This window comes from Micromonospora sp. ATLC20 (genome assembly GCF_057196585.1).
This window is the reverse complement of the sequence record NZ_JBXUOV010000007.1, coordinates 1-15,093: the sequence shown is the minus strand read 5'-3', so window position 1 is coordinate 15,093 and position 15,093 is coordinate 1. Positions and strand designations below refer to the sequence as shown.

The following is a 15,093-nucleotide window of genomic DNA, read 5'->3' as shown; positions in this document are numbered from 1 at the left end:
CGACGCGCGGTTCTGTCCGCGATCGGTCATTCTCTCAGTGGCGGGGGAGGAGTACCGTGCCTCCAGACGACTTCGCCCGCCCGTGTCCCACACAACCAGGTTGTGCGGGGGGTGAGGCACAGCCTCTTCTGCTCGACTGATATCGTTCGCCCCGTCATGGCCGGTGACCAGAAACCCCCCAGCACTGGCGGCCCGGGCGACGTTCCGTCCGGTGCCGGTCAGGGTTGGACCGCGCTCTCATACCTCATCGGGGGCATGCTCGTCTGGGGTTTCATCGGCTGGCTGGTCGACCGTTGGCTCGACACCGGCGGCGTCGCCACCGGTATCGGGGTCGTGCTCGGCATGGCCGGGGGGATCATCCTGGTCGTCCGCCGACTGGGCACGCCTACTTAGGAAGGGACGCGGTGTTCGGACAGGCGAACGTCCTGGCTCAGGGCCAGGCGGAATTCCCACCCAGTGTGGGGGACTTCTACCTGCCCAGCATCCTGCCCTGGGGTGCGGAGAACTCGTACTGGTTCACCAAGATCACGGCGATGGTGTGGATCGCCGTCGGTATCTTGATCATCTTCTTCCTGGCCACGTACCGGAAGCCGCAGCTCGTCCCCACCAAGAAGCAGTGGTTCGCCGAGTCGATCTACGGCTTCGTGCGCAACAACATCGCAGTGGACATGATCGGGCACGCGGGAGTGCGGTTCGCGCCGTACTTCACCACGCTCTTCTGCTTCATCCTGCTGACGAACTTCTTCGCGATCGTGCCGTTCTTCCAGATCTCGCCGAACTCGCACATCGCGTTCCCGGCCATCCTCGCCGTGATCAGCTACGTGATGTTCATCTGGGTCGGCATCCGGCACCACGGCTTCGTGAAGTACGTCAAGGCCTCTCTGGTCCCGCCGGCGCCCTGGTACATCCTGCCGCTGCTGGTCCCGATCGAGTTCTTCTCGACGTTCCTGGTCCGGCCGTTCTCGCTGGCCGTCCGTCTCTTCGCGAACATGTTCGCCGGCCACATGCTCCTGCTGGTCTTCACGCTCGGCGGGTTCGCCATGCTCAGCGCCAACGTCTGGCTAGCACCGGTGTCGGTGCTGTCCTGGGTGATGACGATCGCGCTGACCTTCCTCGAGTTCCTGGTGATCTGTCTGCAGGCGTACGTCTTCACGGTGCTGACCGCCAGCTACGTGCAGGGCGCCCTCGCCGACGAGCACTGATCCGATCTTTCGCACCAACCGTTGTCGTCCCGCGTGACCGTCACGCGTGATAACCAGGAGGAACCAACCAATGGACATCTACGCCGCGGTAGAGGGCAGCACCGCCGCCATCGGCTACGGTCTCGCGGCCATCGGCCCGGGCATCGGCGTGGGCCTGGTCTTCTCGGCCTACATCCAGTCGACCGCCCGCCAGCCGGAGTCGTCCCGGATGACCCTTCCGTACGTCTGGATCGGCTTCGCCGTCATCGAGGCGCTGGCGCTGCTGGGCATCGCCTTCGGCTTCATCTGGGCCGGCTGAACCAGCCCCTTTGACCGGGAGGTTTTCCCATGTACTTCCTCGCCGCTGAGGGTGGTGAGACGACCCACAACCCGATCATCCCTGTCTGGCAGGAGATCGTGGTCGGGCTGGTCGCCTTCGGTGTCCTCTGCTTCGTGCTGATGAAGTTCGTCTTCCCGCGCATGGAGCAGACGTTCCAGGCCCGGGTGGACGCGATCGAGGGCGGCATCAAGCGAGCCGAGGCCGCCCAGGCCGAGGCGAACCAGCTGCTCGAGCAGTACCGGGCCCAGCTCGCGGAGGCGCGTACCGACGCCGCCAAGATCCGTGACGACGCCCGTGCCGACGCCGAGGGCATCCGCCAGGACATCCTCGCCAAGGCGCGCGAGGAGTCCGACCGGATCATCGCCGCCGGCAAGGAACAGCTCGCCGCGGAGCGGGCCACCATCGTGCGCGAGCTGCGCACCGAGGTCGGCACCATCGCGGTGGACCTGGCCAGCAAGATCGTCGGTGAGTCGCTGGCCGACGAGGCGCGTCGCACGGGCACCGTCGACCGGTTCCTGAGCGGTCTCGAGAGCACGGGGGCCCGCTGATGCAGGCCGCCAGCCGGGAGTCGTACTCCGCCGGGGCCGAGCGCCTCGACGCGTACGCCCGCGGCGCGGAGCCGTCGGCGGTGGCCTCCACCGCCGACGACATCCTCTCCGTCGCCGACCTGCTGCGGCGCGAGCCGCGGCTGCGCCGGGCGCTGTCCGACCCGGCACGCCCGGGCGAGGACCGCTCCGCTCTGCTCACCGGGATCCTGGGCGGCAAGGTCGGCGCGGACGCGCTCGACCTGCTCACCGCGCTGGTCTCCGGCCGCTGGTCGGCCCCGTCGGAGCTGCTCGACGGCGTCGAGCGGGTCGGCGTGGAGGCGCTCCTGGCGAGCGCCGACTCGACCGGCGAGCTGGGCGAGGTCGAGGACGAGCTGTTCCGCTTCGGGCAGGTCGTCTCCGGCTCCGGCGAGCTGTCCAACGCGCTCTCCGACCCGATGGCCACTGTCGAGCGGCGGGCCGAACTGGCCCGGCAGCTGCTCGCCGGCAAGGCCCGGCCGGTCACCGTCCGCCTCGTCGAGGCCGCGCTCGCCGGCTTCGGGGGACGCTCCTTCACCGGTGCGCTCACCCGGCTGGTCGAGCTGGCCGCCGACCGGCGTGACCGTCAGGTCGCGTACGTGACCGTGGCGGCTCCGCTGAACGACGAGGAGGAGCGACGCCTCGGCGCCCGCCTCTCCCAGATGTACGGTCGGGAGGTGTCCGTCAAGCAGACGGTCGACCCCGACGTGCTCGGCGGAGTGCGCGTACAAGTCGGATCCGACCTGTACGACGGGACCGTCCTGCGCCGCCTCAACGAGACCCGCAACGCGCTCGCGAAGCGCTGACCAGCGTCTTAGCAGCCCTGATTCGACGCCATCGGACCGGTCGGTACTAGGTATCCCGGGCCCCTGATACTTAAGGAAGCAGAGGATGGCCGAGCTGACCATCTCGACGGAGGAGATCCGCGGCGCCCTGGAGCGCTACGTCTCCTCCTACACGGCCGACGTCTCCCGCGAGGAGGTCGGCACCGTCGCCGACGCCGGTGACGGCATCGCCCACGTCGAGGGTCTCCCCTCGACCATGACCAACGAGCTCCTGGAGTTCGAGGACGGCACGCTCGGCGTGGCGCTGAACCTCGACGTCCGGGAGATCGGTGTCGTCGTCCTCGGTGACTTCGGCGGGATCGAAGAGGGTCAGCGCGTCAAGCGCACCGGCCGCGTGCTCTCCGTGCCGGTCGGCGACGCCTTCCTCGGGCGCGTGGTGAACGCGCTCGGCGAGCCGATCGACGGCCTCGGCGACATCGCCAACGAGGGCTTCCGCGAGCTGGAGCTCCAGGCTCCGAACGTGATGTCCCGCAAGTCGGTCGACGAGCCGCTCCAGACGGGTATCAAGGCCGTCGACGCGATGACCCCGATCGGCCGCGGCCAGCGCCAGCTGATCATCGGTGACCGCAAGACCGGCAAGACCACCGTCGCGCTGGACACCATCCTGAACCAGCGTGAGAACTGGCGCTCCGGCGACCCGAAGAAGCAGGTCCGCTGCATCTACGTCGCGATCGGCCAGAAGGCCTCCACCATCGCCTCCATCAAGGGGACGCTGGAGGAGGCGGGCGCGATGGAGTACACCACCATCGTCGCCTCCCCGGCCTCCGACCCGGCCGGCTTCAAGTACCTCGCCCCCTACACCGGCTCGTCCATCGGGCAGCACTGGATGTACGGCGGCAAGCACGTCCTGATCGTCTTCGACGACCTGAGCAAGCAGGCCGAGGCGTACCGCGCCGTGTCGCTGCTGCTGCGCCGCCCGCCGGGCCGCGAGGCCTACCCGGGTGACGTCTTCTACCTGCACTCGCGTCTGCTGGAGCGCTGCGCCAAGCTCTCCGACGAGCTGGGTGGCGGCTCGATGACCGGTCTGCCGATCATCGAGACCAAGGCGAACGACATCTCGGCGTTCATCCCGACCAACGTCATCTCCATCACCGACGGCCAGATCTTCCTCGAGACCGACCTGTTCAACCAGGGCGTCCGGCCGGCCATCAACGTCGGCACCTCGGTCTCCCGGGTCGGTGGCGCCGCGCAGGTGAAGCCGATGAAGAAGGTCGCCGGCTCGCTGCGGCTGAACCTGGCCCAGTTCCGCGAGCTGGAGGCGTTCGCCGCCTTCGCCTCCGACCTGGACCGGGCCTCCCGGGCCCAGCTGGACCGCGGTTCCCGCCTGGTCGAGCTGCTCAAGCAGCCGAACTACTCGCCGTACCCGGTGCAGGAGCAGGTCGTCTCCGTCTGGGCCGGCACCGAGGGCAAGCTGGACGACGTCCCGGTCGGCGAGGTCCGCCGCTTCGAGTCGGAGTTCCTCCAGTACCTCCGGCACAAGCACGAGGGCGTCCTGGCCGGGATCGCGGACAACAAGTGGGACGACGACATCATCTCCTCGCTCGACTCGGCGATCGCCGAGTTCAAGCAGGTCTTCCTGGGCAAGGAGGACGAGGTCCGGGTCAACGACGCGCCGGCGAAGCCGCTGGAGGGCGACCAGACCCGCGAGACGGTGACCCGCTTCCGCGACGGCACCACCGACCGCCCGGCCGAGAGCTGATCCGATGGCCGCCCAGGTACGCGTTCTCCGGCAGCGGATCCGTTCCGCCAAGGGGATGAAGAAGATCACCAAGGCGATGGAGCTCGTCGCGACGAGCCGCATCGCCAAGGCCCAGGCCAAGGTGGCGGCGTCGCTGCCGTACGCCGAGGCGATCACCGGCGTGCTGACGGCGCTGGCCTCGAACGCGCGGATCGACCACCCGCTGCTCACCCCGCGCGAGCGGGTGCGGCGGGCGGGCGTCCTGCTGGTCACCGCCGACCGGGGCCTGGCCGGTGGCTACAGCTCGAACGCGATCCGGACCGCCGAGTCGCTGATCGCCCGCCTGCGTGCCGACGGCAAGGAGCCCGTGCTCTACGTCATCGGCCGCAAGGGCGTGGCGTTCTACCGGTTCCGCAACCGGCAGATCGCCGCCAGCTGGACGGGCTTCTCCGAGCAGCCGTCGTTCGAGGACGCCCGCGAGGTCGGTGAGACGCTGATCAAGGCGTTCACCGCCGGCGCGGACGACACCGACAACGACGCCGGCGCCGACGGGATCCTCGGCGTGGACGAACTGCACATCGTCTACACCGAGTTCAAGTCCCTGATGACGCAGAACCCGGTGACCCGGATCGTCGGCCCGATGCAGGTCGAGGACCGGCCCCGGTCCGAGGGCCTGCTGCCGGCGTACGAGTTCGAGCCGGAGCCGGAGTCGCTGCTCGACGCTCTGCTGCCGAAGTACATCAACACGCGGATCTTCGCGGCGTTGCTGGAGTCGGCGGCCAGTGAGTCGGCCGCCCGTCGGCGGGCGATGAAGAGCGCCACCGACAACGCCGAAGAGATGATCGAGAAGTACACGCGTGAGATGAACTCGGCCCGTCAGGCCGGCATCACCCAGGAGATCAGTGAGATCGTCGGCGGCGCGAACGCGCTGGCCGCGTCGGGAAGTGAAGTGTGATGACTGTATCCGCAGTTGAGACCAAGACGGCCACGGGTCGCGTGGTCCGGGTCATCGGCCCGGTCGTCGACGCCGAGTTCCCGCGCGACGCCATGCCGGGCCTGTTCAACGCCCTGCACGTCGACGTGACCCTCTCCGGCGGTGAGAAGACGCTGACCCTGGAGGTCGCCCAGCACCTGGGTGACAACCTGATCCGCGCCATCTCTATGCAGCCGACCGACGGCCTGGTGCGCGGCACCGAGGTGCGCGACACCGGCGCGCCGATCAGCGTGCCGGTGGGCGACGCGGTCAAGGGCCACGTGTTCAACGCGATCGGCGAGTGCCTCAACCTCACCGAGGGCGAGACCATCCAGGCCGATGACCGGTGGGGCATCCACCGCAAGGCCCCGGCCTTCGCCGACCTGGAGCCGAAGACCGAGATGCTGGAGACCGGCATCAAGGTCATCGACCTGCTCGCCCCGTACGTCAAGGGCGGCAAGATCGGCCTGTTCGGCGGCGCGGGCGTGGGCAAGACGGTGCTCATCCAGGAGATGATCACCCGTGTGGCCCGGAACTTCGGTGGTACCTCGGTCTTCGCCGGCGTGGGTGAGCGCACCCGCGAGGGCAACGACCTCATCGCCGAGATGACCGAGTCGGGCGTCATCGACAAGACCGCGCTGGTCTACGGCCAGATGGACGAGCCGCCGGGCACCCGCCTGCGGGTCGCGCTGTCCGCGCTGACCATGGCGGAGTACTTCCGTGACGTGAAGAAGCAGGAGGTGCTGCTCTTCATCGACAACATCTTCCGCTTCACCCAGGCCGGTTCTGAGGTGTCCACGCTGCTCGGCCGTATGCCGAGCGCCGTGGGTTACCAGCCGACCCTGGCCGACGAGATGGGCGAGCTCCAGGAGCGGATCACCTCCGTCCGGGGCCAGGCCATCACCTCGATGCAGGCGATCTACGTGCCCGCCGACGACTACACCGACCCGGCGCCGGCCACCACGTTCGCCCACCTCGACGCGACCACCAACCTGGAGCGGTCGATCTCCGACAAGGGCATCTACCCGGCCGTGGACCCGCTGGCGTCCTCGTCCCGGATCCTCGCCCCGGAGTTCGTCGGCGAGGAGCACTTCGCCGTCGCCACCGAGGTGAAGCGGATCCTGCAGCGCTACAAGGACCTGCAGGACATCATCGCCATCCTCGGTATCGAGGAGCTCTCCGAGGAGGACAAGCTCACCGTCGGCCGCGCCCGCCGGATCGAGCGGTTCCTCTCGCAGAACACGTACGCGGCGGAGCAGTTCACCGGCGTGCCCGGCTCGACGGTCCCGATCGCCGAGACCATCGACGCCTTCCGCCGGATCAGCGAGGGGGAGTTCGACCACTTCCCGGAGCAGGCGTTCTTCATGTGCGGCGGCCTGGACGACCTTCGGGCCAAGGCCAAGGAGCTGATGGGCGAGGAGGGCTGAGAGCCCGCTCACAACCCACGAGGGCCGTCCCGGCGAAAGCCGGGGCGGCCTTCGCCTTTTCGGGCCCCTGCACTACCAGATGCCCGGTTCTCCAGCAAGCAGTTCGCCGGATCGCGCGGTACCGTTCCTGACACGACTTCACATCCGGCCGTTGATCTCTGCAACCAAACGGACCCCCGCGCCCGTCTTCCTACCCGTGGGCGCGACGATTGGAGATGCTCGTGGGTGGTAAGGGCGGCGCCGATCGCGGCAAGCGATCCATGTGGCGCGGCGTGCCCCGGTGGGCCCGCGTCTGCACGATCCTGGGCATCGTCATGGTGGTGCTCAGCGGCTCCGTGCTGATCGGCTCCCGCGCCCTCGTCGCCCGCTACGAGGGATCTGTCGGCAAGGCCGACCTCTTCGGTGACCAGGCCGCCGGCGCCAACGAGAAGAAGAGCGACATCAAGGGCCCACTCAACATCCTGCTCGTCGGTGTGGACCCCCGCACGTCGACCGCCCGCCCGCTCGCCGACTCGATCATGGTCCTGCACGTGCCCGCCACCATGGACCGCGGCTACCTCTTCTCGCTCCCACGTGACCTGCGGGTGGACATCCCGGCCTTTCCCAAGGCCGACTACGCGGGCGCCAACGACCGGCTCAACGCGGCCATGTCGCACGGCAGCAACGTGCCCGGGCAGAACCCCAGCACCGCACAGGGCTTCGAGCTGCTCGCCAAGACCGTGCAGGACGTCACCGGCATCAAGCGCTTCGACGCCGGGGCGATCATCAACTTCAGCGGCTTCAAGAAGATCGTCGACGCCATGGGCGGCGTCGACATGTACATCGAGCGGGAGGTGCGCTCCGAGCACCTCCAGCCGGACGGCACGCCGCGCCAGCTCAAGCCCGGCGGCGGTGGCTACCTGGGCCCGCAGGCCGTGTACAAGAAGGGCAACGCCCACCTCGAGGGCTGGCAGGCGCTTGACTACGTCCGGCAGCGCTACCCGAAGAACGGTGTGCCGGACGCCGACTACGGCCGGCAGCGGCACCAGCAGCAGTTCGTCAAGGCGATGGTGAGCCAGGCGTTCAGCGCCGACGTGGTGGCCAACCCGGTCAAGCTGGACCGGGTGCTGCGCGCGGCCGGGAAGTCCCTGGTGTTCAACGGCCGGGGCAACAGCGTCGTCGACTTCGGCCTGGCGCTGAAGGACATCCGGCCCGAGGCGATCGAGACGATCAAACTGCCGGGCGGCCCGATCGGCAGCGGCAGCAACTACCGGGGCGAGCAACTGCTCGAGCCGGCGGAGGACTTCTTCACCGCTCTGCGTACCGAACAGCTCGACGCGTTCCTGCTGGAGCACCCCGACTTCAAGCAGAAGACCAAGTAGCCTGAGCGGGTGCGGGGCCGTGGTGGTCCGGCTCTCACCACCCGCGTTGGGTGGGCTGCGGGGTCGCGACTAGACTTTCGGCAATCCGCCGCCGCAGCAAGGAGACAGCGTGGCACAGCAGCTTCACGTCGAGCTCGTAGCCGTCGAGGAGAAGGTCTGGACCGGCGAGGCCGAGATGGTCGTCGCCCGGACGACCGAGGGTGAGCTCGGTGTGCTGCCAGGGCACGCACCGCTGCTCGGCCAGCTCGCCGAACCCAGCCAGGTACGCATCAAGCAGGCCGATGGTCAGCAGGTCGCGTACGACGTAGCCGGCGGCTTCCTGTCGGTGACCGGTGAGGGCGTCACGGTCCTCGCCGAGAGCGCAACCCCCGCCACCCCGGCCCGCTGAGCCGACCCGCCGATGGAGATCGTCGAAGGGATCGGAATCGGCGTCGCGATCGTCGTCGTCGCGCTTCTGATCCTCTTCATCCGGCGGGCCCTGTTCACGCGTAGCGGTGGCATCATCCGGCTGAGCGTCCGGGTCAACACGATCCTCGACGGTCGTGGCTGGTCACCCGGGTTCGGTCGCTTCGTGGGCGACGAACTCCGCTGGTACCGCATGTTCAGCTTCGCGCTGCGCCCCAAGCGGGTGCTCTCCCGCAAGGGGCTGGCGGTCGAGCGCCGTCGGCTGCCCGAGGGGCAGGAGCGCATGTCCATGCCCGCCGAGTGGGTGATCCTGCGCTGTACCAGCCACCACGCGCCGATCGAGATCGCCATGGCGCGATCCACTGTCACCGGATTCCTGTCCTGGCTCGAGGCCGCCCCACCCGGGGCGGTCTCGCCGCGTCTGGCCTCCCAGGACTGGCCCGCCGCCTGACCCCCCGCCCTCCCCGGGTCACGCGGGGCGTGCCGGGGCGCCGCCGCTGACGCCGATCTTGGAGTTGTGGCGCCACAAGATGCCCGTTTCGCACCGTTAGCGAGGCACCACAACTCCAAGATCGCCGCACCCCCCCCCCGGGCCCCCCGCGATCTTGCACTTGAGGCCCCGGCAAACCTCGCGAACGGGACGCCTGGAGGGCTCGAACTGCAAGATCGCGCGGGCGATCCTTCGGGCGAGTGCTGGCGTCGCGCTCCCGCCCGGCCAGCCCTGCCCGGGCCAGCCCTGCCTGGGTCGGGTCGATCATGAACTTGGCGGCGCTTGGTGTCCGGTTTGTCGCCGCTAACCTCATGATCGACGGCCCGGGGGCGGGTGGCTGTGGTGCCGCCCGTGCACGCGAGCCCGCCCCACGCGCCCTCCGCCGCCTGGCGACCCGAGCCATCCGTAGATCTTGGTACGAAACGGCCCCTCTGAGGGCACTTTCGTACCAAGATCTACGGCTGTTCCTGAAATGCGGACATGTGTCTCGGTGGTGCCGGGTCCGGGGGCGTGTGGGTGGGGGTGTTCGGTTCGGGGGTGGTGGGCGGCACTCTGAGGGCGGAATCGTGGGCGGGTGGGTGGCGTTGTAACCGGGTGAACGACCGAGCACCGGCCGCGCCCCTGAGAGGCCGGCAGGCCTGTGGGAACAGACCCGGCGGGCTGGTCGTTGAACACGGTTCCGACGACGTGAGCCGGCCCGGGAATGATGCCGGGTGGTGGGTCGTTGGACATGCTTCCGGCGCCGCGTAGAGGCACCCCCTTGCCCCGCGAGCAGCCGGGATCCCCTCGAAGACTTTTTGAGCGCCTGACGGTGCCACGTATCCCGTCCCCCGCGGGTGCGTCGACCCCCGAATGGAGCACTTGTGATGAACACGATTCTGCGGAAGAGCGTTCTGGGTATTGCTGGTCTGGCTTTCACCGGTGGCGTGTTCGCCGGTCCGGTCGCCGCCCACGCGGCCGACACCACCGCGCACACCAAGCCGGTTGCGGTGACGGTGCAGGGTGACAAGCTGATCCCGCACGGTGTGCAGGGTGAGCAGTCGCGGATCGAGTTGAACGACGAGCAGACCACCAACGTGAAGGCGATCATCGCCGCGACGAAGAAGGCCGGCATGGACGAACGCGCCGCGGTCGTGTCGATCGCGACCGCGCTGCAGGAGTCGAAGCTGGAGAACCTCGGCCACCTCGGTGACCGTAACGACCACGACTCGCAGGGCCTGTTCCAGCAGCGTCCCTCCTCCGGTTGGGGCACGGTGGAGCAGATCACCGACCCCGAGTACTCGACGACGGCGTTCCTGAAGGGTCTGAAGCAGGTCGACGGCTGGCAGGACATGCCGCTGACCAAGGCCGCCCAGACCGTCCAGGTGTCGGCCTACCCCGACCACTACGCCCAGTGGGAGCAGCAGGCCGCCGACCTCGTCGCCCAGCACTGGAACAGCTAAGACGAACAAGCAACAGACACAAGCTGAAGGCCGGCACCCCGAACCAACGGGGTGCCGGCCTTCTCACGTCTGCGCGACCAGCTCGACCTCGTACCCCTGCCCGTCGCTGAGGTACGCGGCGTAGCTGTCCGGGCCGCCCGCGTGCGGGTGTCGGTCCGGGAACAGCAGCGTCCAGCCGTACTCTCCGGCGGCAGTGACCAGCCGCTCGACGGCGGCCGGCGGGCCGGCGTGGAAGGCCAGGTGGTTCAGGCCGGGCGCACGCCTGTCGTGGGTGCGGCCGGTGAGCGCGGGTGACTCCTCCAGCACGATGTAGGTCACGCCGAGCCGCCAGGAGCGGCCGGCGGGCCAGTCCTGGTAGAGAGTCCAGCCCAGCTCGCCGAGAAGCCAGCCCCAGGAACGACTGGCCGCCGCGATGTCGGGTACCCACACCTCCACGTGATGGAGGCCGCCGATGGTCAGCGCTTCCCGCCCGGCACCCATAGCACGTCGCCGTCCGGATTTGCCGTTCTTGACAGGATAAAGAGCAAATCGGAGAGCCGGTTGAGATACTTTGCCGGGAGGGGACTGGTCCGATCGGGGTCGTGTGCGACCAGCGCCCATGCCGCACGCTCGGCGCGCCGGGCGGTCGTCCGTGCCACGTGCAGCAGTGCCGCACCAGCGGTGCCGCCGGGGAGGATGAAGGAGTCGAGCTTGCTCAGGCGCGCGTTGTACTCGTCGCACCAGCCCTCGAGGCGCTCGACGTACTCCTCGGTCACCCGCAGCGGCGGGTACTTCGGATCCGGTTCGACAGGCGTCGCCAGGTCCGCGCCGACGTCGAACATGTCGTTCTGCACGGACTCCAGCACGGCCCGCAGCTCGTCCGAGAGCTGCCCCAGGGCGAGCGCGACGCCGATCGAGGCGTTGCACTCGTCCACGTCCGCGTACGCGGCGATACGCGGATCGGTCTTCGGCACCTGCTCGTTGTTGCTCAGCCTGGTCATGCCGGCGTCGCCGGCCTTGGTGTAGATGCGCGTGAGGTGGACGGCCATGACGCACAGCCTACGGATACCGGACCTGACCATCCCGGCCCGGCCGAGCCCGGTGGGGCCGGGGGACGCGGGAGATCCGGCGGTCAGCGACGTCGACGTCATCCGGGTACGCGGTGACGCCCGGCTCGCCGGCACCGTGCACGTGGTGGGTGCGAAGAACTCCGCGCTGAAACTGATGGCCGCCGCGCTCCTCGCACCCGGCCGCAGCATGATCACCAACGTCCCCCGGATCACCGACATCGCGATCATGGGCGAGGTGCTGCGGCGGCTCGGCTGCGGCGTACGTTTCGGGCCGGACGATCCGGTCGACCCGATGGTGGCCCACGGCGGTGTGGCGCGGTCCCGCTCGGTGCTCATCGACGTGCCGGAGCAGCCGGGCGCGGAGGCCGACTACGACCTGGTCCGGCGGCTGCGCGCGTCGATCTGCGTGCTGGGCCCGCTGCTGGCCCGCCGGGGGTACGTCCGGGTGGCGCACCCGGGCGGCGACGCCATCGGCTCGCGCGGCCTGGACATGCACATCGCCGGGCTGGCCCGGATGGGCGCGGAGATCTCCGGTGAGCACGGCTTCGTCATCGCCGAGGCGCCGGGCGGGCTGCACGGCGCCGACATCGTGCTGGACTTCCCGAGCGTGGGCGCGACCGAGAACCTGGTGATGGCGGCGGTGCTGGCCCGGGGCGCCACGACTATCGACAACGCGGCCCGGGAGCCGGAGATCGTCGACATCTGCACGATGCTGAACCGGATGGGCGCCCGGATCGAGGGGGCCGGCACGTCGACGCTGCACATCGTCGGCGTACCCGAGCTGCGCCCGGTCCGGCACGCCACGGTGGGGGACCGGATCGTGGCCGGCACCTGGGCGTTCGCCGCCGCGATGACCCGTGGGGACGTGACGGTGACGGGCCTGGACCCGGCGTACCTGGAGGTCGCGCTGGACAAGCTGGTCGCGGCCGGCGGCCTGGTGGAGACCCGGGGCGACGCCTTCCGGGTACGCATGGACGACCGCCCGAGGGCGGTCGACGTGGTCACGCTGCCCTATCCGGGCTTCGCCACCGACCTGCTGCCGATGGCGATCGGGCTGGCGGCGGTGAGCGAGGGCGGCTCGCTGATCACCGAGAACATCTTCGACGGCCGGTTCATGTTCGCCAACGAGATGATGCGGCTGGGTGCGGAGATCCGTACCGACGGCCACCACGCGCTGGTGTGCGGCCGGGAGCGGCTGTCCGGCGCCCCGGTCCGGGCCACCGACATCCGGGCCGGCGCCGGCCTGATCATCGCCGGGCTCTGCGCGGGCGGGCTGACCGAGGTCTCGCACGTGCACCACGTCGACAGGGGCTACCCGGACTTCGTGGCGGACCTGCGGGCGCTCGGCGTCGAGGTGGAGCGCGGCACCGCGCCGGAGGAGCCGGACCTGGCCATCTGACGGCCGACGCTTATCCCTCGTTAAGTAGGGTTCTGGCAGACGTTGCAGAACACGGCGAGGGAGAAGCAGATGGCGGGTCGACTCGCGGTCGTCGGTGCCGGGCTGATGGGCTCGGGCATCGCCCAGGTGGCGGCGCAGGCGGGCTGGCAGGTGACGCTGCGCGACATCGACGACGCGGCCACGAAGCGCGGTGTGGACGGCATCCGGAAGTCGCTGACGAAGTTCGCCGAGAAGGGCAAGATCGAGGCGTCCGACGTCGAGGCGACGCTGGGCCGGATCACCCCGACGACCGAGCTGGAGGCCGCCGCCGACGCGGACATCGTGGTCGAGGCGGTCTTCGAGAAGATCGAGATCAAGCACGAGGTGTTCCGCGCGCTCGACAAGATCTGCAAGGCGGACGCGGTGCTCGCCACCAACACGTCGGCCATCCCGGTGACCCAGATCGCCACCGCCACCGAGCGCCCGGAGTCGGTAGTCGGCACGCACTTCTTCTCGCCGGTGCCGATGATGAAGCTCTGCGAGCTGGTACGTGGCTACAAGACCAGCGACGCGACCATGGACACCGTCAAGTCGTTCGCCGAGGGGATCGGCAAGACCGTGGTGGTGGTCAACCGGGACATCGCCGGTTTCGTCACCACCCGGCTGATCTGCGCGCTGGCGATGGAGGCGGTCAAGCTCGTCGAGTCCGGCGTGATCTCCGCCGAGGACCTGGACACCGCCTGCAAGCTGGGCTTCGGCCACGCCATGGGCCCGCTCGCCACTGTCGACCTGACCGGCGTGGACGTGCTGCTCAACGCCACCCGCAACATCTACACCGACACCGCCGACGAGAAGTTCTTCCCGCCGGAGCTGCTCCAGCGCATGGCCACCGCCGGTGACCTGGGCCGCAAGACCGGCCAGGGCTTCTACTCGTACTGACCGCCCCGTCCCGCCCCCGGCCCGCGCGGCCGGGGGCGGTTCACGTCCGGTGCCGGTTCACGTCCGGGGCGGGCTGAGCGCGGCGCCGATCAGCGCGAACGCGTCCGGGATCACGGTGCCCCAGTAGCCGAAGTTGTGCCGCCCGTCGGCCCAGGCGGCGCGTACCGGCTCCTCGGGCAGCACCCGGGCCAGCGCACGGACGTCGGAGAGGAAGTTGTCCTGCCGCCCGCACCAGAGCCCGACCGGGGTGCCGCGCAGCTTCTCCACGTCGGTGAAGACCGCGTCGCCGGGGCTCACCGCGGGGGAGAAGGCCGCCGCCATCCGCAGCCACTTCGGGTACGTCTCGGCGAGCAGCAAGGCGCCGAAGCCCCCCATCGACCAGCCCCACACGGCCAGCCGGCTGCTGTCGAACCCGCGCCGGGCGCACCAGGTGGGCACCTCCTCGCGCACCATCCGCTGCGGGTCGTCGTCACCGGCGGCGCGCCAGGACAGCCGCCCGCCGGTGGCGCCCGCGAGCGCGAACGGCGGGGCGCCCCGGCGTACCGCGTCGGTGAGGAAGCGGGCCAGCCCGAACCGTCCGTAGTCGCGCGGGGTGGCCGACGCGCCGTGCAGCACCAGGCAGACGGGCAGGCCGCGGCCGTCGCCGTACCCCTCGGGGACCGCCGTCCAGAAGTCCACCTCGCGGCCGCGCGCGCCGGACGCGATGCGGATCAGCCGCTCGTCGCCGGGCGGGGCGTCCGGCAGGGCAGGCGCCGGTCCCGGGCGGGGGCCGGAGAGCTGCCTGGCGGCGAGGCCGCCGACCATCACGGCGCCGGCCACGCCGGCGGCGGCGCCGAGCAGGGTACGCCGGGTCAGCGTCGATGCCATGCGGGCGAGTGTGCCACCGCCAGGCGCGCGTTAAGAAGGGGCCCTTCCTCTACCGCAGGCGTTAAGTGAGTGTTTGAGAAACCGGTTCAGGTGTTGGTTGCCTGGGCCGGTTTCGTGTTGCGGGTCAGGCGGGTGAGCATGACGTGGATCATGGC

General features: G+C 69.7%; 17 protein-coding genes. 14 read left to right on the top strand and 3 right to left on the bottom strand.

Translation table 11 applies throughout. The features are described 5' to 3' along the window. Positions 1 to 156: 156 nt before the first annotated feature. From AC2CHG_RS03235 to AC2CHG_RS03180, 12 genes are all read left to right on the top strand, one after another. Positions 157 to 393 carry an AtpZ/AtpI family protein gene (locus AC2CHG_RS03235; protein ID WP_194800586.1) on the top strand — a complete coding sequence of 79 codons (237 nt, stop codon included), beginning with the start codon at positions 157 to 159 and terminating at the stop codon, positions 391 to 393. An 11-nt stretch (positions 394 to 404) separates the two neighbouring features. Next, a complete protein-coding gene (atpB, locus tag AC2CHG_RS03230) occupies positions 405 to 1,202 on the top strand; it encodes a F0F1 ATP synthase subunit A (RefSeq protein WP_091422597.1) in 798 nt (265 codons plus the stop codon). Between the two features lie 70 nt (positions 1,203 to 1,272). Further along, positions 1,273 to 1,500, top strand: coding sequence for an ATP synthase F0 subunit C (locus AC2CHG_RS03225; protein ID WP_091422600.1), 228 nt, complete (start codon positions 1,273 to 1,275; stop codon positions 1,498 to 1,500). A 29-nt stretch (positions 1,501 to 1,529) separates the two neighbouring features. Then, on the top strand, positions 1,530 to 2,069 hold the full coding sequence (locus tag AC2CHG_RS03220; protein WP_366622489.1) for a F0F1 ATP synthase subunit B: 540 nt from the start codon (positions 1,530 to 1,532) through the stop codon (positions 2,067 to 2,069). Continuing rightward, positions 2,069 to 2,890 (top strand): F0F1 ATP synthase subunit delta, encoded by an 822-nt coding sequence (locus AC2CHG_RS03215; protein ID WP_484524114.1) that lies wholly within the window; start codon positions 2,069 to 2,071, stop codon positions 2,888 to 2,890. The genes AC2CHG_RS03220 and AC2CHG_RS03215 overlap by 1 nt, the downstream gene beginning before the upstream one ends. An 85-nt stretch (positions 2,891 to 2,975) precedes the next feature. Then, on the top strand, positions 2,976 to 4,628 hold the full coding sequence (gene atpA / locus AC2CHG_RS03210; protein WP_262013857.1) for a F0F1 ATP synthase subunit alpha: 1,653 nt from the start codon (positions 2,976 to 2,978) through the stop codon (positions 4,626 to 4,628). A gap of 4 nt (positions 4,629 to 4,632) precedes the next feature. Then, positions 4,633 to 5,562 carry a F0F1 ATP synthase subunit gamma gene (locus AC2CHG_RS03205; protein ID WP_366622495.1) on the top strand — a complete coding sequence of 310 codons (930 nt, stop codon included), beginning with the start codon at positions 4,633 to 4,635 and terminating at the stop codon, positions 5,560 to 5,562. After that, positions 5,562 to 7,007 carry a F0F1 ATP synthase subunit beta gene (gene atpD, locus AC2CHG_RS03200; protein ID WP_013288253.1) on the top strand — a complete coding sequence of 482 codons (1,446 nt, stop codon included), beginning with the start codon at positions 5,562 to 5,564 and terminating at the stop codon, positions 7,005 to 7,007. The genes AC2CHG_RS03205 and atpD overlap by 1 nt, the downstream gene beginning before the upstream one ends. Before the next feature lie 215 nt (positions 7,008 to 7,222). Continuing rightward, positions 7,223 to 8,368 carry an LCP family protein gene (locus AC2CHG_RS03195; protein ID WP_366622497.1) on the top strand — a complete coding sequence of 382 codons (1,146 nt, stop codon included), beginning with the start codon at positions 7,223 to 7,225 and terminating at the stop codon, positions 8,366 to 8,368. A 109-nt stretch (positions 8,369 to 8,477) separates the two neighbouring features. Next, positions 8,478 to 8,756: a F0F1 ATP synthase subunit epsilon gene (locus tag AC2CHG_RS03190; protein WP_366622499.1), complete on the top strand. Its 279-nt coding sequence runs from the start codon at positions 8,478 to 8,480 to the stop codon at positions 8,754 to 8,756. A gap of 12 nt (positions 8,757 to 8,768) precedes the next feature. Then, on the top strand, positions 8,769 to 9,224 hold the full coding sequence (locus AC2CHG_RS03185) for a DUF2550 domain-containing protein (protein ID WP_120573385.1): 456 nt from the start codon (positions 8,769 to 8,771) through the stop codon (positions 9,222 to 9,224). 905 nt (positions 9,225 to 10,129) lie between these two features. Beyond that, positions 10,130 to 10,705 (top strand): hypothetical protein, encoded by a 576-nt coding sequence (locus tag AC2CHG_RS03180; RefSeq protein ID WP_484524113.1) that lies wholly within the window; start codon positions 10,130 to 10,132, stop codon positions 10,703 to 10,705. Positions 10,706 to 10,768: 63 nt separating this feature from the next. Here the strand turns inward: AC2CHG_RS03180 and AC2CHG_RS03175 are convergent, their stop codons facing one another. After that, positions 10,769 to 11,185 carry a VOC family protein gene (locus AC2CHG_RS03175; protein ID WP_366623314.1) on the bottom strand — a complete coding sequence of 139 codons (417 nt, stop codon included), beginning with the start codon at positions 11,183 to 11,185 and terminating at the stop codon, positions 10,769 to 10,771. Then, on the bottom strand, positions 11,161 to 11,733 hold the full coding sequence (locus tag AC2CHG_RS03170; protein ID WP_013475364.1) for a cob(I)yrinic acid a,c-diamide adenosyltransferase: 573 nt from the start codon (positions 11,731 to 11,733) through the stop codon (positions 11,161 to 11,163). The genes AC2CHG_RS03175 and AC2CHG_RS03170 overlap by 25 nt, the downstream gene beginning before the upstream one ends. On the opposite strand from AC2CHG_RS03170, the gene murA reads away from it, so the two are divergent. Further along, complete coding sequence (murA, locus tag AC2CHG_RS03165; RefSeq protein WP_484524112.1) at positions 11,732 to 13,153, top strand: UDP-N-acetylglucosamine 1-carboxyvinyltransferase; 1,422 nt, start codon at positions 11,732 to 11,734, stop codon at positions 13,151 to 13,153. The two genes, AC2CHG_RS03170 and murA, sit on opposite strands and share 2 nt — an antisense overlap. A gap of 69 nt (positions 13,154 to 13,222) precedes the next feature. Further along, positions 13,223 to 14,071 carry a 3-hydroxyacyl-CoA dehydrogenase family protein gene (locus tag AC2CHG_RS03160; RefSeq protein WP_194800597.1) on the top strand — a complete coding sequence of 283 codons (849 nt, stop codon included), beginning with the start codon at positions 13,223 to 13,225 and terminating at the stop codon, positions 14,069 to 14,071. 57 nt (positions 14,072 to 14,128) lie between these two features. On the opposite strand, the gene AC2CHG_RS03155 is transcribed toward AC2CHG_RS03160, so the two are convergent. Further along, positions 14,129 to 14,938 carry an alpha/beta hydrolase gene (locus tag AC2CHG_RS03155; RefSeq protein WP_262014012.1) on the bottom strand — a complete coding sequence of 270 codons (810 nt, stop codon included), beginning with the start codon at positions 14,936 to 14,938 and terminating at the stop codon, positions 14,129 to 14,131. Positions 14,939 to 15,093: the final 155 nt, after the last annotated feature.